The organism is Pseudomonas sp. NPDC087817 (genome assembly GCF_044742875.1).
In the GTDB taxonomy this organism is placed as follows: Bacteria; Pseudomonadota; Gammaproteobacteria; order Pseudomonadales; family Pseudomonadaceae; genus Aquipseudomonas.
In genome coordinates, this window is the sequence record NZ_JBIUVJ010000014.1 from 71,396 (window position 1) to 92,633 (window position 21,238).

The following is a 21,238-nucleotide window of genomic DNA, read 5'->3' on the forward strand; positions in this document are numbered from 1 at the left end:
ATTGATCAGGCCGCAGGCGCCTTGGCCTCTTCAAGCAATTGCCGAATCACCTGCTCCTGAGCCTCGTAGCGGCCTTCACCGAAGTGGCTGAAACGCACCTGCCCCTTGGCGTCAATCAGGTAGTGCGCCGGCCAGTACTGGTTATCGAAGTTGCGCCAGATCGCGTAGTTGTTGTCGATGGCCACCGGGTAGGTGATACCCAATTTGCGCACCTGCTCCCTGACGTTGTCGATAATCCGCTCGTAGCCGTATTCCGGGGTGTGCACGCCGATCACCACCAGACCATCCTTTTCGTACTTCTTCGCCCAGTCCTTGACGTACGGCAGGCTGTGCTGGCAGTTGATGCAGTCGTAGGTCCAGAAGTCCACCAACACCACTTTGCCACGCAGGGATTCGGCGCTGAGTTCCGGCGAGTTGAGCCATTGCACCGCCCCGGCCAGCGACGGCATCGCGCCTTTGCTGTCGTCCATCAGCGAATCGGCGCGAACTTTGCTGACGAGGAAGTCGAGCACTTTCGGCACGTTTTCCAGCACGCTTTTTTCGACACTGGCGACGCCTTCCGAGGATGTTCCGGCCAATAGGGTTTTATCTGTGCCGGTGGAAATCACGGCCGCCGCCGCGAGTACCGCGACACCAGCGCCACGACGCAACCAAGCGGTGAACGGGATCGACGGTTTCAAGCGGTTGACCAACCCGCGACCGGCGAAGATCAGCGTGCCCAACGACAACGCACTGCCCGCGCCATAGGCCAGCAACAACAGGCTGGTCTGCGCGTTGGCGCCTTGCAACATGGCGCCCGTGAGGATCACCCCGAGGATCGGCCCGGCACACGGCGCCCACAATAACCCGGTGGCGACGCCAATCATTAGCGAGCCCAAGGGGCCGGCCTTTTTCTGCGCATCGGGATCGAGTCGGTTGCCAAGCCACACAAACGGTCGCGCCAGCCAGTCTCCAATACGCGCCGAGATCAGCGACAGCGCGAACAGCGCCATGACGATCAGCGCGATATGGCGTCCGCTGTTACTGGCCTGAATCACCCACTCACTGCTGACCACGGCCAGGCTGGAGATCAGCGCGAAAGTCAGGGTCATGCCGCCGAGGGTCAGCAGGATCGAAGAGCGGCTGCGGTGAGCCCCGGCAAACAGGAACGGCACCACCGGCAGGATGCACGGGCTGAGGACGGTCAAAAGACCGCCGAGGAAAGCGATGAGATACATAAGGGTCACCCTGAATAGATGTGAGCACTGAGCCCTGTGGCGAGGGAGTCAGGCGTTCTGGCTTTCCAGCCTCTGCCCTTGCGGCGTGCGGTTGGAGCCGTCAGCGGCGAGCAAGGCGTCGGCGCCTGGCTTGGTGATAGGCGTCAGTTGAAAACAGCTGTTGCCATGGCAGCTATGCTGTTCGACCGCAGCGTTGGCATGCGCGGCGACACCGGCGAAAGAGAAAGCAACGGCAGTGAGGAGACGAGAGAGGTTATTCATGGTTCTTTCCTGCAAAAAAGTGACGAATCAGTTGTCGTTGTTGCAGTCGTCAGCAAACTTGCGGTAATCCAGCACGTGGGTTTTGTTGGCCGAATCCAGGTATGTCATGCGCGCATCAATGACGCCGCACATCACCGAATTGTCCTGGGTCAGCGAGATCACTTTCAGGATGTCCAGGTGCGTGCCGTAGTTGTAGGTTTGTGGAGTAACAGTGGCTTCGGCGCGGGCCGACAGGGTGCAGATGTTCAGGGCGGCAAACAGGCAGGCGGCGATAACCGATGTATTTTTCATGGCGTGTTCCTCAAGGCTTCAGTGGGTTTGAGCCGAGGCGTTATGGTGTGCCTCGATGGAGCTCATTGAAGCCTCGCGAGGTATCGCGTATGTGTCGGAAACGAGCGGCTATAAATGGCTATGTATCCCTGCCGCCCGGGGATACACAGCGATACAAAAGCCTGAAAAAATCGTCTTTTTGCGTTCCCCTGTATCGTCTGTGACGCCAGATACACTGCAATACAAACGCAGGCAGGCGAGCGCGTAAAGGCTCGATAGACTGCACGGCATTCCCCCTTTAAAGAGGCCTGGCCCGATGGAACATGTCGATCACATTCTCATCGTCGACGACGATCGCGAAATTCGCGAACTGGTCGGCAACTACCTGAAGAAAAACGGCCTGCGCACCACCGTAGTCGCCGATGGCCGGCAGATGCGCAGCTTTCTCGAGGCCAACACCGTCGACCTGATCGTGCTCGACATCATGATGCCCGGTGACGATGGTCTGCAGCTGTGCCGCGAATTACGCGTGGGCAAACACAAGGCCACGCCGGTGCTGATGCTCACCGCCCGTAACGATGAAACCGACCGCATCATCGGCCTCGAAATGGGCGCCGACGACTACCTGACCAAACCCTTCGCCGCCCGTGAATTGCTGGCCCGGATCAACGCCGTGCTGCGCCGCACGCGGATGCTGCCGCCGAACCTGGTGGTCACCGAAGCCGGCCGTTTGCTGGCGTTCGGCCGTTGGCAGCTGGACACCTCGGCTCGCCATCTGCTCGACAAGGACGGCACCATGGTCGCCCTCAGCGGTGCCGAGTACCGCTTGCTGCGGGTGTTTCTCGATCACCCGCAACGGGTGCTCAGCCGCGATCAATTGCTCAACCTGACCCAGGGCCGCGACGCCGATCTGTTTGATCGCTCGATTGATCTGCTGGTCAGCCGCTTGCGCCAGCGCCTGCTGGATGACGCCCGCGAACCGGCCTACATCAAGACCGTGCGCAGCGAAGGCTATGTGTTTTCACTGCCGGTCGAGATCCTAGGTGCCCCGGCATGAGCCTCAACCTGCACTGGCCGCGCACTCTCGCCTCGCGGGTGTCGCTGATTTTCCTGATCGGTCTGATCCTCGCCCAGGCGCTGTCGTTCGGCGCGCAGTATTACGAGCGTTACCAGAGCGCGAAAAACACCATGCTGGGCAATCTGGAAACCGACGTCTCGACCTCGATTGCGATCCTCGACCGCTTACCCGCCGAGGAGCGCCCGGCGTGGCTCAAGCGTCTGGCGCGGACCAACTACGGGTATCTGTTGAGCGAAGGCGAACCCGGTACGCCCATCGGGCCGGGCGAGGTGCCGATTGCAGTCACCTCGATCACCGATGCCATCGGCGACCAATACCCGTTGACCTTCACCGACATTCCCGGCCCGCGAAAGCACTTCCAGGGCCATTTGCGCCTGAGCGACGGCAGCCCGGTGACCATCGACGTGCGCCCCTCGATGGTGCCGCTGTCGCCCTGGTTGCCAGCGGTATTGCTCGGCCAACTGGCCTTGATGATTGCCTGCACCTGGCTGGCGGTGCGCATTGCCATTCGCCCCCTCACCCGCCTGGCGAACGCCGTGGAAACCCTCGACCCCAACGCCCACCCGATTCATCTGGACGAGAAAGGCCCGAACGAAGTGGTCTACGCCGCCCGCGCGTTCAACGCGATGCAGGCGCGGATTGCGGACTATCTGAAAGAGCGCATGCAACTGCTGGCCGCGATCTCCCATGACCTGCAAACCCCGATCACACGGATGAAACTGCGCGCCGAATTCATGGACGACTCGGCGGAAAAAGACAAACTGTGCAACGACCTCGGCGAGATGGAACACCTGGTGCGCGAAGGCGTGGCCTACGCCCGCAGCATCCATGGTTCGACCGAAGAAAGTCGGCGCACCAACATGGACTCCTTTCTCGAAAGCCTGGTGTTCGACTATCAGGACATGGGCAAAGACGTGCAGCTTGTCGGCAAGAGTGAGGCAGTCGTCGACACCCGTCCGCACGCGTTGCGCCGGGTCTTGGTCAATCTGACCGACAACGCCCTGAAATTCGCCGGCGCCGCTGAAGTGTGGGTCGAAGCGAACAAGGGCAGCCTGTCGATCACCGTCATGGATCGCGGTCCGGGGATTGCCGAAGCGGAACTCGCGCAGGTGATGCAGCCGTTCTACCGCGTGGAAAACTCGCGCAACCGCGATACCGGCGGCACCGGGCTGGGTCTGGCGATCGCTCAGCAACTGGCGATGGCCCTGGGCGGCTCGCTGACTCTGAGCAATCGCCAGGGCGGCGGCTTGTGCGCCGAACTCAACCTCCCCCTAAACCTTTAATCTCAACACCATCCCCTGTAGGAGTGAGCCTGCTCGCGATAGCGGTCTTCAGTCAAACCAGCTCCGACTGACAGACCGCTATCGCGAGCAGGCTCACTCCTACAGGCAAGCATGTTGTGTTCAAAGAATCCCGACAACGCCGTTTTCATGCATTTGCTGCAACAGCGCCAAACCGCTATCCATGAACGACGCGTCCGCCAACTGCCCCGCCTCCTGCGCCAAACCTTGCAACTGCTTACGCCCGGTCAATCCCGCAAACTCGCCGATGCGCTGCAATAACCGCCAGGTCAGCGGGCTCAGCTCCGAGAATTTCACGCTGAAATCCGCCTCCCGCCGCACCAGCAACAACGTCGGTTGTTGCGGTGCGACCGAGGGTTGGTGATCCGGCCCGAGCAACTGCACCGGCCACGTATACGCCAGTGGCCACGCCAGTGCCGAGACCTGCAACGGCCGCTCCAGTAACAACTGCGCATCCGTCGCCGGCAACGGCTCGGCGTCGGACTGCTGCAGGACCATCTCGACCCATTCGTAATGCGCCAGCTCCAGCAGAAACGCCGGCCACTGACCTTCACGCAACACTTCAGGCTGCGCGGCAAGATAGTCGAGGAACGCTTCGGCAATCTCAGAAAATTTCGGCGTTTGTGCGCGATAGTCGCGCAAAAAACCGCGAACCAGCAGGTTCCAGCGTTGTTTGCCGATGATCCGGATCAGTACCGGAAAAGTGCCACTCAACAATTGCGAAAGATTGTTGAACAGCAGATCGCGGTAGACATTGACCCGCGCGATGTTCATATCGGCGGGTGGTGGTTGATGGTCAGGATCACGCAGGTAGCGCGTCAACGCCTGTTGTTGCTGTTGAAGGTTATCCACGCTGAACTCCTGCACCTTGCAGACGGCGGATGGTCTGTAGCTCGGCGACCAATTTGCTGAACGCCTGAAAATTGAAATCCCGCTCGAGCAAAGTCGGCTGCACGTCAAACCGGGCATAAGCCTCGGCCAGCAATGACCAGACCACGGGTTTTACCGAGGCGCCATGGGTGTCGATCTTGAGTGTGTCGGACTCATCGAAATGCCCGGCCACGTGCATCCCGACCACCCTGCCCGGCTCGATCCGCGCGAGGAATTCCTGTGGATCAAAGCCGTGATTGATCGAATTGACGTAGACATTGTTGACGTCCAGCAGCAGGTCGCAATCGGCCTCGCGCAGCACGGCGTTGGTGAAGGTCACTTCGTCCATGTCCTGGCGTGGGGTCGCATAGTAGGAGACGTTTTCCACCGCCAGACGCCGCCCGAGGATGTCCTGAGATTGCCGGATACGCGCGGCAACATGGCGCACGGCTTCCTCGGTGAATGGCAAGGGCAGCAGGTCGTAGAGATGGCCGTCGTCGCTGCAATAACTCAGATGCTCGCTGTAATACCGGACCTGGTGATGATCGAGAAATACCCGTACCTCTTGCAGAAAACTGGTGTCCAGCGGCGCCGAACCGCCCAGCGATAACGACAACCCGTGACACGACAGCGGATAACGCTCGGCCAGTTCGCGCAGCGCCGCGCCATGGGCGCCGCCGACGCCGATCCAGTTTTCCGGGGCGACTTCGAGAAAATCAAAATCGCCGGTACGGGCGGCGAGCAAGTCTTTCAACAGACCACGGCGCAGGCCCAGACCGACGCCGGGTTGCCTTGATGCTGGGGGGATTTGCATGGGGGTTGACCTCACTTGATTGGCCAACCCAGTTGAACCTGCGGCTGTATCGCTGCTGTGTTCAGCCAACCGGGGATTTGCCGCCCTGTGTATCCCCCGACCTGCGCGATACACAGCAATACAAACCCCTCATCAAACACCGTCCCTTGTGGGAGCTGGCTTGCCAGCGATAGCGGTGTATCAGGCAGCAAGTCAGTGGCTATGCCTACGCCATCGCTGGCAAGCCAGCTCCCACAGGTTTTTCAGTGCCCACAAATTCAGCGTCTATCCCGGACGAGGGCTAGACTCTTTCATTACCCAGTCGAGGGGGCCGCAGGACTTTTGCCGTGCCCTGCCCGTTTCCATGACCACCGCCCGGTGGCGCATGCCTCGACCTTCTACGTCGCCGGACTGTGATCCTGTTTCAGGAGCACATGTGATGGACGAGTCCCGACTCAACGAATTCATGGGCAAACTGGTCAACGACATGGGCGGCGCGGCGATGCTGGCCAATGTCATCGTCGGCGAGGAGCTCGGGCTGTACCGGGCGATGGCCGACAGTCAGCCGATCAGCGCCGATACCCTTGCGGCAAAAACCCACTGCAATCCCCGTCTGGTCCGCGAATGGCTCAGCGCCCACGCCGCGTCGGGCTACATGGAGCACCGCGACGGTCAATTCCGTTTGCCGGAAGAACAAGCCCTGGCGCTGGCCGTAGAAGACTCGCCGGTATACGTCGCTGGAGGGCTCGGCGTGGTGGCGTCGTTTTTCCATGACAAGGACAAACTGGTCAAAGCCATGCGCGGCAACGGCGCCCTGCCCTGGGGCGATCACCACCCGTGCATGTTCACTGGCACTGAACGGTTTTTCCGCCCCGGCTATAAGGGCCACTTGATTGCCGAATGGCTGCCGGCACTGGAGGGGGTCGTGGCGAAACTGGAGGATGGCGCGAAAGTCGCTGACATCGGCTGCGGCCATGGAGCCTCGACGGTGATCATGGCCCAGGCGTTTCCCAATTCGCGCTTCGTCGGCTACGACTACCATGCGCCGTCGATCACGGTCGCCACCCAACGCGCCGAAGAAGGTGGGGTCAGCAGCCGGGCGAAATTCTTCCAGGGCACGGCGAAAAGCTATCCGGGCAACGATTACGACCTGATCTGCTATTTCGACTGCCTGCACGACATGGGCGACCCGGTCGGCGCCGCCCGCCACGCCTACGACTCGCTGAAGGATGACGGCACGGTATTGCTGGTCGAGCCATTCGCCAACGACACCCTGGACGACAACATCAATCCGGTCGGTCGGTTGTTCTACGCGGCATCGACGTTCATTTGCACGCCGAACTCGCTGTCACAGGAAGTTGGCCTCGGGCTCGGGGCGCAAGCAGGGGAAATGCGTCTGCGCAAGGTCTTTTCCGAGGCCGGGTTCAAGCGTTTCCGCCGCGCCACGCAAACGCCGTTCAACCTGATTCTGGAGGCGCGCAAATAAATCATCGGGACTGAAAACAATACATACCCTGTGGCGAGGGAGCTTGCTCCCGCTGGGTCGCGAAGCGGCCCCAAAGGTTGGGCCTGCTGCGCAGTCCAGCGGGAGCAAGCTCCCTCGCCACAGGGGTCGGTGCTAACCTGCAAGGCATTCACTCTGCCTGGAGCGCCGACCATGCTCGACAGCCCGATCCGCGAACAGCTCGACACCCTGCAACAGGCGATGGCCGATGGCGATTTTCTGGTGCTGACCGGTGCCGGCATCAGCACACCCTCGGGCATCCCTGATTACCGCGACAGCGACGGTGTGCGCCGTGGCCGCCAGCCGATGATGTATCAGGAATTCCTCGCTGCCCCCGAGTCACGCCGCCGCTATTGGGCACGGGCGATGCTCGGCTGGCCGCGAGTACGTCAGGCGCAGCCGAATGCCGCGCACGAAGCGCTGGCCAGCTTGCAGAGTCATGGGCGCATCAGTGGCTTGATTACGCAAAATGTCGACACCTTGCACGATCAGGCTGGCAGTCACGACGTGATCGAACTGCACGGCAGTCTGCATCGCGTGCTGTGCCTGGATTGCGGGCAGCGCAGTGAGCGCGATTCGATTCAGCGTTTGATGGAACAGCAGAATCCGTATCTGGCCGGCGTCGATGCGGTGCAGGCACCGGACGGCGATACCCTGCTCGACCCGGCGTTCGAAGCGCGGTTTCAGGTGCCGCACTGCCCCCATTGCGCGGGTGAGCGGATGAAACCCGATGTAGTGTTTTTCGGCGAAAACGTCGCCCAGGCCACCGCGGCACGGGCCATGGCGGCGGCAGAAACGGCGGCGGGGATGCTGGTGGTGGGGTCTTCGTTGATGGCGTATTCGGCGTTTCGTCTGTGTCGGGTAATTGCGGATCGCGGCAAGCCGTTGATTGCGATCAATCTGGGCAAGACTCGGGCGGATGACTTGCTCGACTTGAAGATCGAGGCTTCGTGCGAACAGCTCCTGCCGTTGCTATCGCAACAGTTCATCTCCTGAACACATAAATCCCCTGTAGGAGTGAGCCTGCTCGCGATAGCGTCTTGTCAGCCAACATCTTTGCTGACTGAAACACCGCTATCGCGAGCAGGCTCCCTCCTACAGGTTCAGTGTTCGGCTTTGAGGATATCGAACAACGCCTGGGCCGCCGCCGACAGTTCATTGCCCGGCTCGGTCAACACGCCAATCGCCCGTTCCACCGAATCATTCAACGTCAGGCAGCGCGCGCCCAATTCCTGCATCTGCTCGGCACACAGTGCCGGCACCGCGCTCACTCCCAGCCCACTGGCCACCATCCGCCCGACCGTTGCCAGTTGATGGCTCTCGAACTCCACCGGCAACTTCATACCCCGGGCCTGCAAGTGCTCCTCAAGCATCACCCGCACCGTGGACGGTCGCTGCAAGGTAATGAACGGCTCCTGCAACAACGTCTGCCAGTCGATTTCGCCGCGGGCGGCCAGCGGCGAATCCTGCGGCACCACCGCAACGAAGCGGTCCAGATAAAGCGGGGTAAACGTCATAGACGTGTTCTGCATGGGTTCGAACGCCACGCCCAGCTCAACCTGGCGATCACGAACCATCTCCAGCACTTGTTCGTTGATCACGTCATTGACCGTCACGTTAACGTTCGGATAGCGCGCCCGAAAGGTCTTGAGGATCGGCGGCAGCAGGTTGCCGGCAAACGATGGCATCGCCGCCAGCGTCACCCGCCCACGTTGCAGGCTGAAGCGCTGACGCATTTCGTCTTCGGCGTTGTCCCAGTCGGCGATCAGGCGCCGGGCCAGCGGCAGCAGCGATTCGCCCTCGGCGGTCAGGGCGACGTTGCGGGTATTACGGCTGAACAGGCGCCCGCCGAGGCCCTCCTCCAAGGCTTTGATGGTCAGGCTCAGCGCTGATTGCGAGAGGTGCAGACGCTCGCCAGCCACGGCGAAACTGAGGCTTTGGGCGACAGCGAGAAAGGCGCGGATCTGTTTGATGGTCATAATGAAGCCTCAGGATTCTCATGCATGATCGTTCCCACGCTCCGCGTGGGAATGCTGCCCGTGACGCTCTGCGTCACTGGACGCGGAGCGTCCATGGATGCGTTACCACGCGGAGCGTGGGAACGATCAGCCCTAGCGCGGCGCTTTGATGAATTTTATCTATCAATCAACCTTAAAAATCAACTTAACAAATATATCGTCCGGCGCGACACTCCAGTCATTCGGCTAGCCAGCCGCCCGCAAATAATAAAAGAGGTGCATATGGCAGGTTTCGACAAGCGCGTGAGTTCCTACGAGGAAGCCCTCGCCGGGCTGGAGGACGGCATGACCGTCATCGCCGGCGGCTTCGGTCTGTGCGGTATTCCGGAAAACCTGATCGCCGAGATCAAGCGCAAGGGCACCCGCGACCTCACCGTCGTTTCCAACAACTGCGGCGTCGACGGTTTCGGCCTCGGCGTGCTGCTCACCGACCGTCAGATCAGCAAGGTGATCGCCTCCTATGTTGGCGAAAACAAGCTGTTCGAAGAACAACTGCTCAAAGGCGAAATCGAAGTCATCCTGACCCCGCAAGGCACCCTCGCCGAGAAGATGCGCGCAGGCGGCGCCGGCATCCCGGCCTTCTTCACCGCCACCGGTGTCGGCACGCCTGTCGCCGAAGGCAAGGAAGTGCGCGAGTTCAAAGGTCGCAAGTACCTGATGGAAGAGTCCATCACCGGCGACTTCGCCATCGTCAAAGGCTGGAAAGCCGACCACTTCGGTAACGTCATCTACCGTCACACCGCGCAGAACTTCAACCCGCTGGCCGCCACTGCCGGCAAGATCACCGTGGTCGAAGTCGAAGAAATCGTCGAGCCCGGCGAGCTGGATCCGTCGCAGATCCACACCCCCGGCATCTACGTCGATCGGGTCATTTGCGGCACGTTCGAAAAACGCATCGAACAGCGCACCATCCGCAAATAATTCAGGCTGACGGAGAATAAGAACATGGCACTTTCCCGCGAACAAATGGCTCAGCGCGTCGCCCGCGAAATGCAGGACGGCTACTACGTGAACCTCGGTATCGGCATTCCGACCCTGGTCGCCAACTACATCCCCGAAGGCATGGAAGTCATGCTGCAATCGGAAAACGGCCTGCTCGGCATGGGCCCGTTTCCGACGGAAGACACTATCGATGCCGACATGATCAACGCCGGCAAACAGACCGTGACTGCACGCATCGGCGCGTCGATTTTCAACTCCGCCGAATCCTTTGCGATGATCCGCGGCGGCCATGTCGACCTGACCGTGCTGGGCGCGTTCGAAGTCGACGTCGAAGGCAACATCGCTTCGTGGATGATTCCCGGCAAACTGGTCAAGGGCATGGGCGGCGCCATGGATCTGGTGGCTGGCGCCGACAATATCATCGTGATCATGACCCACGCCTCCAAGGACGGTGAGTCGAAACTGCTATCCAAATGCAGCCTGCCGCTGACCGGCGCCGGCTGCATCAAGCGTGTGCTGACCGACCTCGCCTACCTGGAAATCGAAAATGGCGCTTTTGTCCTCAAGGAACGCGCACCTGGCGTCAGCGTCGAGGAAATCGTCGCCAAAACCGCTGGTAAACTGATCGTCCCGGATCACGTACCGGAAATGCAGTTCGCTGCCGAGTGAGGAATTCGAAAATGCAAGATGTCGTCATTGTTGCCGCCACGCGTACCGCGATCGGCAGTTTCCAGGGCTCCCTGGCCAGTGTTTCCGCTGTAGATCTGGGCGCTGCGGTGATCCGTCAGTTGCTGGAGCAGACCGGCCTGGACGGTGCTCAAGTGGATGAAGTGATCATGGGTCAGGTGCTGACCGCCGGCGCCGGCCAGAACCCGGCGCGTCAGGCCGCGATCAAGGCTGGCCTGCCCCACGCCGTACCGGCCATGACCCTGAACAAGGTGTGCGGCTCGGGCCTGAAGGCTCTGCACCTCGGTGCGCAAGCTATCCGTTGCGGCGACGCCGACGTGATCATCGCCGGCGGCCAGGAAAACATGAGTTTGTCCAACTACGTGATGCCGGGCGCCCGCACCGGTTTGCGCATGGGCCACGCGCAAATCGTCGACACCATGATCAGCGACGGTCTGTGGGATGCGTTCAACGATTACCACATGGGCATCACCGCCGAGAACCTGGTCGACAAGTACGAGATCAGCCGCGAACAGCAAGACGCCTTCGCTGCCGCGTCCCAACAGAAAGCTGCCGCTGCCATCGAGGCCGGGCGCTTTGTCGATGAAATCACCCCGATCCTGATTCCGCAGCGCAAAGGTGATCCGATTGCGTTCAAGGTTGACGAGCAACCGCGTGGCGATACTACCGCCGAGTCGCTGGCGAAATTGCGCCCGGCGTTCAAAAAGGACGGCAGCGTCACTGCCGGCAACGCTTCGTCGCTGAACGACGGCGCTGCAGCGGTGATCTTGATGAGCGCCGAAAAAGCCAAAGCGTTGGGCCTGCCGGTGCTGGCGACCATTGCCGCTTACGCCAACGCCGGTGTCGACCCGGCAATCATGGGCATCGGCCCGGTTTCGGCCACCCGTCGCTGCCTGGCCAAGGCCGGCTGGGACATTGGCCAACTCGACCTGATCGAAGCCAACGAGGCCTTCGCCGCGCAATCGCTGGCGGTGGCCAAAGATCTGCAATGGGATCTGGACAAGGTCAACGTCAACGGCGGCGCGATCGCGCTGGGTCACCCGATTGGCGCGTCGGGTTGCCGCGTACTGGTGACCCTGCTGCATGAAATGATCAAACGTGATGCGAAAAAGGGTCTGGCGACCCTGTGCATCGGTGGCGGTCAGGGCGTAGCCCTGGCGCTGCAACGCGTGTAACGAGCAATACAGACAGCGGGCGGATCCACGACATCCGTCCGCTGCCTGCCCTGCTTAGCTGCATTCCTGCAGGGGATTGTGTCGGTTACAAATCAAAAGTGTGGGAGCGAGCCTGCTCGCGAAGGAGCCCGTCCAGTCAGTGAAATCTATGGCTTGCGCAGCAGATACGTATCCATGATCCACCCATGCTCCAGCCGCGCAGCCTTGCGCACCCGTTCGATTTCATCCGCCACCTCCCCCAGCTTGCCGCTGATCAGGATCTCATCCGGCGTCCCCAGGTAAGCTCCCCAGTAAATCTCGGTCTGCGGATCAGCCACATGGTGGTAGGAATCTTCAGCATCGAGCATCACCACCAGACTGTCCGCGTCACTGACCTTGCCAGCCGCCAACCGCCGGCCCGTGGTGATTTCCACCGAGCGCCCGATGGTGTTCAACGGCACCTTGTGTTGCGCGGCCAGCGCCTGAACGCTGGTAATCCCCGGGATCACTTCAAACTCGAAGGCACAGCGGCCTTGCGCAAGAATCGCCTGCAAAATCCGAACAGTGCTGTCATACAACGCCGGATCGCCCCACACCAGAAAACCGCCGCACTCACCGTCAGACAATTCGTCATTGATCAGCCGTTCGAAGGTTTGCTGCTTGGCGCGGTTGAGATCATCGACGCTGGCGCTGTAGTCCACATCACCGCGCTCACGCTCCGGGCTGTGGGCCTCGGCGAAGCGGTACGTCGGATCGGTGATATAGCGCTCGCAGATTTCGCGACGCAGATCGATCAGTTTGTCCTTGCTCTGGCCTTTATCCATCAGAAAGAACACATCCACGCGGTTCAGCGCTTTCACCGCCTGCATCGTGATGTAGTCCGGATTACCGGCGCCGATGCCAATCACCAACAGTTGTTTCATCAGCGTGCTCCTTCAAGGTCGAGACCGGGCAAGCGCAGTCGCCAGAGACCGGTAAAGCGCAATTCGATCACCGACAGCGGCTCGACATCAATGCAATGAAAGGCTGAGCCGCCCATCATCTGGATCAGCGCGGCGCGGATGACGAACGGATGGGTGACCGCCACCACGTGGCCCGGCGTGGCTTGCAAACTTTGCAGCCACGCTGTCACACGCTCACAAAGCTGGGCCACCGATTCACCACCATGAGGTGTGGCGTGAGGATCGTCCAGCCAGGCCTGCAGCGCCGCGTCTTCCTCACGCTGCAGATCCTTGATCGCCCGGCCGTGCCACCGCCCCCAATCACAATCGCGCAGTGCCTCGTCGACTTGCACATCGGCACCGAACCACCGAGCCGTCTGGCAAGTGCGCAATTCAGGGCCGCAGATCAGGCGTCGCGGGGCTGCGAAACGCCCGGCCAGCGAGTCAGAAGCCAGCGCAGTGTTTTCAACAGGCTCATTCGTAGGAAAACACGCCAATTTTTGTGCGACGGTTCGCGCATGGCACATCAGGGTCAAACGGGTGGTCTGCACGATCATTCACTCTGTCGAGAGTCATGAAAATCCACGGCGCAATGCCGAATCGAGGGTAATTGTGCCGTAAACCGGGAGTTCAGGGGGGCTTGATGCAATGTCGCGAAAAAGTGACTTAAGCGCAAAAACGGTAATGTCTGACATGGCTATGGGCAATGGACTACAAGACCTGTCGACTCCGGTGTAGCCCTTGTTACACGGGCGTCTTGCTCCATTTTGGGGCCTTTTCAACAGCACGAAGAATTCACTAGACATGTAGCGCCAGTTACATAAATACTGTTTTAACGGATTGTGAAGCGAATTCGACACACCCATCCAGCAGGAGCCAGGATGCCCCCTCTCAGAGACTTGATCACCGACCCCGGCCTCGATCTTACGCCGTCGGAACGTAAAGTCGTGCGCGCCTTGCTGGACCAGTACCCAAGAAACGGCCTGGGGCCGATGGCGCGTCTGGCCGAACATGCCGGAGTCAGCGATCCGACCATCGTACGGCTGGTAAAAAAACTCGGTTTCGGCGGTTACGCCGAATTCCAGGATGCGCTGCTCAGCGACATGGACCATCGCCTGCGCTCGCCTCGTACGTTGTTGCAACCTCGCGCGCAACAGCACAAGGATGACGCCTGGAGCCACTATCTGGCTGACAGCCATCGCTTGTTGGTCGATACCCAATCGCTGACCCAGCCTGAAGATGTGCGCATCCTCACCGACTGGCTGCTTGATGCCCGGCATCAGGTGTATTGCTTCGGCGGGCGTTTCAGCAGCCTGATGGCGACTTACCTGCTCAATCACTTGCGCCTGTTGCGCCCCGGTTGCTTTGCCCTGGAGGACAACGCGCAACTGCCGGATCGACTGTTCGATCTGCAACGTCAGGACGTGGTGCTGGTATTCGACTACCGCCGCTATCAGACCCAGGCCCTGCGCGTCGCCAGTGCGGCGAAAAACAATAGCGCACGCGTGGTGTTGTTCACTGACATCTACGCCTCGCCGCTGCGCGAAATGGCCGACCTGATCATCAGCGCCCCGGTGGAATCGGCCTCGCCGTTCGACACCATGGTGCCGGCGCTGGCACAGGTCGAAGCGCTGATCGCCTGCCTGACCCTGCGCACCGACAATCTGGCCGATCGCCTGGAAGGCATCGACGCCCTGCGCAACGACTTCAACACCCACCTGCTGGAGGATAAATAAGGATGTTCAGCCTTCCCCACCGCTCGCCGCGGGACTTGCCCTTTGTCACCGATCACACTGCGTTGTTGTTGGTGGACATGCAGCGTGCCTGGCTCGAACCGCAGTTCGACCCGCACCTGAACGGCCCGGACGCCGAGTATTTCCTGACCCGTGCACACATGCAGGTGGTGCCCAATCAGCGACGTTTGCTCAGCGCCTTTCGCGAGGCGCGGCAGAACGTGCTCCATACCATTATCGAAAGCCTGACCGCCGACGGCCGCGACCGCTCGCTGGATCACAAACTGTCGGATATGCATCTGCCCAAGGGCAGCGTGCAGGCGCGGATCATCGAAGACCTGACCCCGGTGGAAAATGAAATCGTCCTGCCGAAAACCTCTTCCGGGGTCTTCAACTCGACCAACATCGACTACGTGCTGCGCAACCTTGAAACCCGTCACCTGATCATCGCCGGCATTGTCACCGACCAGTGCGTGGACATGGCCGTGCGTGACGCCGCCGACCGCGGCTATCTGGTGACGCTGGTCGAAGACGCCTGCGCCACCTACACCCCGGCGCGACATGACGCCTGCCTCAACGCGATCAAGGGCTATTGCTGGATCACCGACACGCAAACCGTGCTCGGCCGGTTGCAGGAGATGCGGCCATGAGCGCCCGCCTGACGCCGTTGCCGATGACCACCATCGTCACCACCGACCTGATCGGCATCACCCGTGGCCGCTCGTTTCCCACCGATGAGCTGGAACACTACCAAGCCGCCGGTTGTGGCTGGGTGCCGGCCAACAGCGCGCTGACGCCGCAGGACATCATTGCCTCGACCAATCCGTGGGGCGCCTATGGCGACTTGCGTCTGATCCCCGACCTGAGCAGCCGCGTTACCGTCAGCAACGGCCCGGATCCCGAAGCGCCCGCGCTGGACTTTATCCATGGCGACATCCGCGAAACCGATGGCCGGCCGTGGGGTGCCTGCCCGCGCACGCTGTTGCGCGACGAAATCGAACGCTATCGCGATCAACTCGGCTTGCAGGTCAATGCCGCGTTCGAACATGAATTCAACCTGCACGCAGGCTTTGCCGAACATTTGGCGTTTTCCCTCGAAGCCCAGCGCCAGGGCGCCGAATTCGGTGGCTGGCTGCTCAGCGCCTTGCGTGCCGGCGGTGTCGAACCGGAAATGTTCCTGCCTGAATACGGCAAGCACCAATACGAAATCACCTGCCGCCCGACGCTTGGCGTCGCCGCGGCGGATCGTGCGGTCAATGTGCGCGAGATCACCCGCGAGATCGCCCGGCAAATGGGCCTCGACCTGAGCTTCGCGCCGAAAACCGCAGCCGACGCGGTGTGCAACGGCGTGCACCTGCACGTCAGCCTGCTCGATCTGGCCGGCCAGCCGATGCTCTACGACGCCGGCACCAGCAATGGCCTGTCGACCCTCGGCCAGCATTGGGCGGCGGGCATCCTGCATTACTTGCCGGCGTTGTGTGCGTTCACCGCACCGACGCCGGTGTCGTACGAGCGTTTGCAGCCGCATCACTGGAGCGCGTCGTACGCCTGCCTCGGCCAACAGAACCGTGAAGCTGCATTGCGCATTTGCCCGACCGTGACCCTCGGCGGCAAACCCGTAGCCACGCAATTCAACGTCGAGTTCCGCGCCATGGACGCCACCGCCTCGCCGCACCTGGCCATGGCCGCACTGTTGATTGCCGGACGCCTGGGCATCGAACAGCGTCTGGCCTTGAACGCGATCACCGATGAAATGCCCGATTCACTCAACGACGAGCAACGCAAGGCCCGGGGCATCGTCGCCCTGCCCGCCTCGCTCGCCCAGGCCCTGGATTGCCTGCGCGACAGCGCCGCCTTCAACGAATGGCTGCCCAAGCCGTTGCTCGACACTTACCACGCCCTGAAAACCGAGGAACTGGCGCTGACGGAACAGCTCTCGCCCGCTGACCTGTGTGAGCACTATGCACGCCTGTACTGAATCCGCCGAGCTGGGGTTGTACACCCGACCGGTCTACAACCTGAGCCGCGCCGACTCGACGCACCCGTTGATTCTGGTGTGCGAGCACGCCAGTCGTTACATACCCGAGGCCCTGAACAATCTGGGCCTGGACGATGTCGCCGCCCGTGAACACATCGCGTGGGACATCGGTGCGCTGCAACTGGCCGAGCGATTGTCGGAGCAACTCGGCGCAACGCTGCTGAGCGCCAACTATTCGCGGCTGCTGATCGACCTCAATCGCCCACGGCATGCCCCCGACAGCATTCCCGCGCAGAGCGAGATCTATCAGGTGCCGGGCAATCGTGAGCTGGACGAAGCCGCGCGCGAATACCGTCGGCAGACGCTGTTCAAACCGTTCCACGCGCGTTTGCAGACACTGATCGACGAGCGCATCGCCATGGGCCAACCGGTGCGAGTGGTCGGGATTCACAGTTTCACCCCGGTGTACTACGGCCAGCCACGCTCGCTGGAAATCGGCGTGCTGTTCGGCCAGGCCAAGGCTTACGCCCAGCGTTTGCTCGACGGTCTCGAAAAACACCCGCTGAAAGTGGCCGGCAACCAGCCCTACAAGATCGATCCACTGGGCGATATGACCGTGCCCGTGCATGGCGATGCCCGGGGTCTGGATTCAGTGCTGATCGAGGTGCGCAACGACTTGCTGCGCAATCCCGAAGACGTGGCGCGCTGGGCTGGGTATCTGGCGCCATTGCTGTAAGAAAAAACGTCTGTAGAGACTGCTGATGCTGTAACGGATTACCGATAGAACAACTAAAAAACAATCGATGGCTGACAAGGAGTTGCGCTTCATGGAAATTGAAGAATTCGGCTACAAGCAAGAGTTGAAACGTAGCCTGACCCTCACCGACCTGGTGGTCTACGGGATGATCTTCATGATCCCCATCGCCCCGTTCGGTGTGTATGGCTACGTCAACGCCGAGGCACCGGGGATGGTGCCGCTGGCGTACATCATCGGCATGGTGGCGATGCTGTTCACGGCGTTGAGCTACGGCAGCATGGCCAAGGCTTTTCCGATTGCCGGTTCCGTGTATTCCTACGCACAGCGCGGCCTCAATCAACACGTCGGCTTCATCGCCGGCTGGCTGATGCTGCTCGATTACCTGCTGATTCCGCCGCTGCTGTATGTGTATGCGGCCATGGCGCTCAATCACTTGTATCCGGACATTCCGAAAGTCGGCTTCATTCTGGCGTTTCTTGTCAGCGCGACCTTCGTCAACCTGCGCGGCATCACCTTCACCGCACGGATGAACATCATTTTCCTGCTGGCGCAACTGGTGGTGCTGGGGATCTTCCTGTTCTACGCCTGGAACGCCTTGCACAACGGCGGCGGTAACGGTGAGCTGACCCTGGCGCCGCTGTATCACCCGGAAACCTTCAACTTCGCCCTGCTGATGCAAGCGGTATCGATCGCAGTACTGTCGTTCCTTGGCTTCGATGCGATTTCCACCCTCGCTGAAGAAATCAAAGGCGACCCGGGCAAGAGCGTCGGCAAAGCCGCGTTGATCACCCTGCTGGTCATGGGCGTGATTTTCGTTGCGCAAACCTGGATCGCTACCGATCTGGCCGCCGGCATGGGCTTCAAGTCAGCCGACACCGCGTTCTATGAAATCGCCGAAATCGCCGCTGGCAGTTGGCTGGCAACGCTGACCGGTGTGGCGACTGCACTGGCTTGGGGCGTGGCCGTGGCGATCACCTCGCAAGCCGCGGTCTCGCGCCTGCTGTTCGGCATGGCCCGCGACGGCAAGCTGCCGAAAGTGCTGGCCAAGGTCCACCCAAAACACAACACGCCGTACCTGAGCATTTATCTGGTGGCGGTGCTGTCGCTGGTGATCTGCTACCTGTTCATCAACTCGGTCGACACCCTGACCTCGCTGGTCAACTTCGGCGCACTCAGCGGTTTCATGCTGCTGCACCTGACCGTCATCAACTACTACTGGCGTCGGCAAAAGTCCGGTCAGGTTGTGCGCCACCTGATCTGCCCGGTGATCGGCTTCATCATCGTCGCGGCCATCATGTACAACATGGGCGTCGATGCGCAGAAACTCGGCCTGATCTGGATTGCCCTGGGTCTGGTGTACCTGTTCTTCCTCAACAAGCTCGGCGCCAGTACCGCGTTGCCTGACCCGAGCAACGGCTGACAAGAAAAAGAGCGGCGTCTGACAACAAATCAGGCGACCGCCGATTTAACGCGTGGAACCCGACAGTGATAGTCAGGTTCGGTGATTCGCCGAACCTTTTGATACAGGAGTACATCCATGCTGGTCTTACGCCCAGTCACACCGACTGACCTGACCCAGCTCCAACAATTGGCCCGCGACAGCCTGGTGGGCGTGACCTCCCTGCCGGACGACAGCGACCGCCTGCGCGAGAAAATCGCCGCTTCCTCTGCGTCGTTCGACAGCGACGCCGCGGCGCACGGCCCGGAAAACTACTTCTTCGTGCTGGAAGACCTGAGCAATCAGCGGCTGTTGGGCTGCTCGGAGATTCTCGCCACCGCCGGTTTCGACGAACCCTTCTACAGCCTGCGCAACCGCCATTTCACCAGTGCCTCGCGGGAACTGAACATTGAGCACGGCGTGCCGGCGCTGTCGTTGTGCCACGACCTGAACGATCACACCCTGCTGCGCGGTTTCCACATCGACTCGACGCTGGAGCGCACGCCGTTTTCCGAATTGCTCTCGCGGGCACGCTTGCTGTTCATCGCGGCCCACGCGCAGCGCTTTGCCGAAGCGGTGATCACCGAAATCGTCGGTTACAGCGACGAGAGCGGCAACTCGCCGTTCTGGGATGCGCTGGGCAAGCATTTCTTCGATCTGCCCTACGTCGAAGCCGAGCGTTTGTGCGGGTTGCAGAGCCGCACGTTCCTTGCCGAACTGATGCCGCAATACCCGATCTACGTGCCGATGCTGCCGCAAGCGGCGCAGGACTGTATTGGTAAAATCCATCCGGACGGCCAGGAAGCCTTCGACATTCTTGAGCGTGAAGGTTTTGAAACCAACAGCTACATCGACCTGTTCGACGCCGGCCCGACGCTGTTCGCGCGCACGGCGAACATCCGCTCGATCGTCCACAGCCAGATCGCCGCCGTGCAGCAACAGCCACAGATTGATGCGCGTGGCCGTTATCTGCTGAGCAACGATGCGCTGCACGGCTTCCGGGCCATCGTCGCCGAACTCGATTACCAGCCCGATCAACCGCTGTCCCTCACCCCTGCAATGTGTGCGGCGCTGAACGTGACCGATGGCAGCCAGATCCGCCTGATTGCCCTGTGAACCGCGCCCGGTTCCGCACCCAACGACAGTGCCCGAACAGGCGCGCAGAAGGAGTTACAGCATGATTGTCCGCCCGGTTAAAGTCAGCGACCTGCCAGCCTTGATGGCTCTGGTAAAACAGGCGGGCCCTGGGTTCACCACCCTGCCGGCCAATGAAGATCGCCTGTCCCACCGGGTACGCTGGGCGCAACGCGCGTTCGCCGAACAGGTGGAACGTGCCGACGCCGACTACCTGTTCGTGCTCGAAGACGATGACATGCGCGTGGTCGGCGTCAGCGCCATGGCCGGGGCGATCGGCTTGCGCGAGCCCTGGTACAACTATCGCGTCGGTTTGACCGTGAGTTCGGCGCCGAACCTGGGCATTCAGCGGCAGATTCCGACGCTGTTTCTCAACAATGAACTGACTGGCCAATCGGAGTTGTGCTCTTTGTTTCTGGGCCATGAGCATCGTCACGGCAGTAACGGGCGTCTGCTGTCGTTGGGGCGCCTGCTGTTCGTCGCCGAGTTTCCGCACCTGTTTGGCGAAAAGATGATCGCCGAATTGCGCGGCAGCGCCGATGAGCTGGGCTGTTCGCCGTTCTGGGATAGCCTGGGTCGGCACTTCTTTCAAATGGATTTCAGCCACGCCGACCATTTGTCGGGGCTGGGCAACAAATCCTTTATCGCTGAGCTGATGCCGCGCCAACCGCTGTACACCTGCATGCTCACTGAACAGGCCCAGGCGGCCATCGGCCAGGCACACCCCAACACCGAGCCGGCGCTGAAAATTCTTCAGGCCGAGGGTTTCACGCATAAGGGCTATATCGACATTTTTGACGGTGGACCGGTGATTGAAGCGCCGGTCCGCAACATCCGCACGGTACGCGACAGCCTTGAGTTGACCCTGAGCCTCGGCAGCCCGGACGAACAGGCGCCTCTGTGGCTGATTCATAACCGGCGCCTGGAAAACTGCCGCATCACGGTGGCGCGGGCGCGTCGGGTCGGCAGCAGCCTGGTGATCGATCGTCTGACGGCCAAACGCTTGCAGTTGCAACCGGGCAATTCGGTCAGGGCGGTAATGTTGCCCAATCAACAGCAGCAGGCTGTGGCAGCCTGACTGTCCACTCCTTCGAAGATGAATCCTTTCAGCAGGAGATTCGTCGGCAAACAGCCACCTTGCAAATTCGTCATGATCCTTGAC

22 protein-coding genes and 1 pseudogene are annotated in these 21,238 nt (G+C 60.9%); 15 read left to right on the forward strand and 8 right to left on the reverse strand.

What is annotated here, in order from left to right:
• Window positions 1-5: 5 nt before the first annotated feature.
• The 3 genes from ACIONG_RS13145 to ACIONG_RS13155 are packed head-to-tail and all read right to left on the reverse strand — an operon-like array spanning window position 6 to window position 1,769.
• Entirely contained in the window at window positions 6-1,217 is a 1,212-nt protein-coding gene (locus tag ACIONG_RS13145; RefSeq protein WP_315448208.1) for a cytochrome c biogenesis protein DipZ, read from the reverse strand.
• 48 nt (window positions 1,218-1,265) lie between these two features.
• Window positions 1,266-1,478: a hypothetical protein gene (locus ACIONG_RS13150; protein ID WP_103306916.1), complete on the reverse strand. Its 213-nt coding sequence runs from the start codon at window positions 1,476-1,478 to the stop codon at window positions 1,266-1,268.
• A 27-nt stretch (window positions 1,479-1,505) separates the two neighbouring features.
• Entirely contained in the window at window positions 1,506-1,769 is a 264-nt protein-coding gene (locus ACIONG_RS13155; protein WP_401299930.1) for a DUF2790 domain-containing protein, read from the reverse strand.
• A gap of 295 nt (window positions 1,770-2,064) precedes the next feature.
• Here ACIONG_RS13155 and ACIONG_RS13160 point away from each other — a divergent pair, with 295 nt between their 5' ends.
• Window positions 2,065-2,805 carry a response regulator gene (locus ACIONG_RS13160; protein ID WP_064392669.1) on the forward strand — a complete coding sequence of 247 codons (741 nt, stop codon included), beginning with the start codon at window positions 2,065-2,067 and terminating at the stop codon, window positions 2,803-2,805.
• Window positions 2,802-4,109 (forward strand): ATP-binding protein, encoded by a 1,308-nt coding sequence (locus tag ACIONG_RS13165; protein ID WP_401299933.1) that lies wholly within the window; start codon window positions 2,802-2,804, stop codon window positions 4,107-4,109. The genes ACIONG_RS13160 and ACIONG_RS13165 overlap by 4 nt, the downstream gene beginning before the upstream one ends.
• Before the next feature lie 120 nt (window positions 4,110-4,229).
• On the opposite strand, the gene ACIONG_RS13170 is transcribed toward ACIONG_RS13165, so the two are convergent.
• Together ACIONG_RS13170 and ACIONG_RS13175 are read right to left on the reverse strand one after the other, a co-directional pair.
• A complete protein-coding gene (locus ACIONG_RS13170) occupies window positions 4,230-4,979 on the reverse strand; it encodes a DUF2063 domain-containing protein (protein WP_401299936.1) in 750 nt (249 codons plus the stop codon).
• A complete protein-coding gene (locus ACIONG_RS13175) occupies window positions 4,972-5,811 on the reverse strand; it encodes a DUF692 domain-containing protein (protein ID WP_401299939.1) in 840 nt (279 codons plus the stop codon). Before ACIONG_RS13175 ends, ACIONG_RS13170 begins: the two co-directional genes overlap by 8 nt.
• Window positions 5,812-6,229: 418 nt before the next feature.
• Here ACIONG_RS13175 and ACIONG_RS13180 point away from each other — a divergent pair, with 418 nt between their 5' ends.
• From ACIONG_RS13180 to ACIONG_RS13190, 3 genes and pseudogenes are all read left to right on the forward strand, one after another.
• Window positions 6,230-7,276, forward strand: a complete 1,047-nt coding sequence (locus ACIONG_RS13180; protein ID WP_401299942.1) for a class I SAM-dependent methyltransferase — start codon at window positions 6,230-6,232, stop codon at window positions 7,274-7,276.
• Window positions 7,277-7,304: 28 nt separating this feature from the next.
• Window positions 7,305-7,400 (forward strand): annotated as a pseudogene (locus ACIONG_RS13185) (N-acetyltransferase); the annotation flags it as partial.
• Between the two features lie 47 nt (window positions 7,401-7,447).
• The gene (locus ACIONG_RS13190) at window positions 7,448-8,290 is read left to right on the forward strand and encodes an NAD-dependent protein deacetylase (protein ID WP_103306909.1); all 843 of its coding nucleotides are present in this window, start codon (window positions 7,448-7,450) and stop codon (window positions 8,288-8,290) included.
• 107 nt (window positions 8,291-8,397) lie between these two features.
• On the opposite strand, the gene ACIONG_RS13195 is transcribed toward ACIONG_RS13190, so the two are convergent.
• Complete coding sequence (locus tag ACIONG_RS13195; protein ID WP_401299946.1) at window positions 8,398-9,273, reverse strand: LysR substrate-binding domain-containing protein; 876 nt, start codon at window positions 9,271-9,273, stop codon at window positions 8,398-8,400.
• A gap of 261 nt (window positions 9,274-9,534) precedes the next feature.
• On the opposite strand from ACIONG_RS13195, the gene ACIONG_RS13200 reads away from it, so the two are divergent.
• The 3 genes from ACIONG_RS13200 to ACIONG_RS13210 are packed head-to-tail and all read left to right on the forward strand — an operon-like array spanning window position 9,535 to window position 12,116.
• Window positions 9,535-10,233 (forward strand): CoA transferase subunit A, encoded by a 699-nt coding sequence (locus tag ACIONG_RS13200; RefSeq protein WP_103306907.1) that lies wholly within the window; start codon window positions 9,535-9,537, stop codon window positions 10,231-10,233.
• A 24-nt stretch (window positions 10,234-10,257) separates the two neighbouring features.
• On the forward strand, window positions 10,258-10,923 hold the full coding sequence (locus ACIONG_RS13205; protein ID WP_103306906.1) for a CoA transferase subunit B: 666 nt from the start codon (window positions 10,258-10,260) through the stop codon (window positions 10,921-10,923).
• A gap of 11 nt (window positions 10,924-10,934) precedes the next feature.
• The gene (locus ACIONG_RS13210) at window positions 10,935-12,116 is read left to right on the forward strand and encodes an acetyl-CoA C-acetyltransferase (protein WP_103306905.1); all 1,182 of its coding nucleotides are present in this window, start codon (window positions 10,935-10,937) and stop codon (window positions 12,114-12,116) included.
• Window positions 12,117-12,262: 146 nt separating this feature from the next.
• Here the strand turns inward: ACIONG_RS13210 and cobF are convergent, their stop codons facing one another.
• Both cobF and ACIONG_RS13220 read right to left on the reverse strand, forming a co-directional pair.
• On the reverse strand, window positions 12,263-13,018 hold the full coding sequence (gene cobF / locus ACIONG_RS13215) for a precorrin-6A synthase (deacetylating) (RefSeq protein ID WP_401299951.1): 756 nt from the start codon (window positions 13,016-13,018) through the stop codon (window positions 12,263-12,265).
• Complete coding sequence (locus ACIONG_RS13220; RefSeq protein ID WP_401299993.1) at window positions 13,018-13,587, reverse strand: histidine phosphatase family protein; 570 nt, start codon at window positions 13,585-13,587, stop codon at window positions 13,018-13,020. The genes cobF and ACIONG_RS13220 overlap by 1 nt, the downstream gene beginning before the upstream one ends.
• Window positions 13,588-13,917: 330 nt before the next feature.
• Between ACIONG_RS13220 and ACIONG_RS13225 the strand changes: the two genes are divergently transcribed.
• From ACIONG_RS13225 to astA, 7 genes are all read left to right on the forward strand, one after another.
• On the forward strand, window positions 13,918-14,772 hold the full coding sequence (locus ACIONG_RS13225; protein WP_103306903.1) for a MurR/RpiR family transcriptional regulator: 855 nt from the start codon (window positions 13,918-13,920) through the stop codon (window positions 14,770-14,772).
• A gap of 2 nt (window positions 14,773-14,774) precedes the next feature.
• Window positions 14,775-15,419, forward strand: coding sequence for an isochorismatase family cysteine hydrolase (locus tag ACIONG_RS13230; RefSeq protein WP_103306902.1), 645 nt, complete (start codon window positions 14,775-14,777; stop codon window positions 15,417-15,419).
• Complete coding sequence (locus ACIONG_RS13235) at window positions 15,416-16,747, forward strand: glutamine synthetase (RefSeq protein WP_103306901.1); 1,332 nt, start codon at window positions 15,416-15,418, stop codon at window positions 16,745-16,747. The genes ACIONG_RS13230 and ACIONG_RS13235 overlap by 4 nt, the downstream gene beginning before the upstream one ends.
• A complete protein-coding gene (locus ACIONG_RS13240) occupies window positions 16,731-17,483 on the forward strand; it encodes an N-formylglutamate amidohydrolase (protein ID WP_213028243.1) in 753 nt (250 codons plus the stop codon). Before ACIONG_RS13235 ends, ACIONG_RS13240 begins: the two co-directional genes overlap by 17 nt.
• 91 nt (window positions 17,484-17,574) lie before the next feature.
• The gene (locus ACIONG_RS13245) at window positions 17,575-18,924 is read left to right on the forward strand and encodes an APC family permease (protein WP_401299956.1); all 1,350 of its coding nucleotides are present in this window, start codon (window positions 17,575-17,577) and stop codon (window positions 18,922-18,924) included.
• A 117-nt stretch (window positions 18,925-19,041) separates the two neighbouring features.
• A complete protein-coding gene (locus ACIONG_RS13250; protein WP_401299959.1) occupies window positions 19,042-20,058 on the forward strand; it encodes an arginine N-succinyltransferase in 1,017 nt (338 codons plus the stop codon).
• 61 nt (window positions 20,059-20,119) lie between these two features.
• Window positions 20,120-21,154 (forward strand): arginine N-succinyltransferase, encoded by a 1,035-nt coding sequence (astA, locus tag ACIONG_RS13255; RefSeq protein WP_103306897.1) that lies wholly within the window; start codon window positions 20,120-20,122, stop codon window positions 21,152-21,154.
• The last annotated feature ends 84 nt before the right edge of the window (window positions 21,155-21,238 follow it).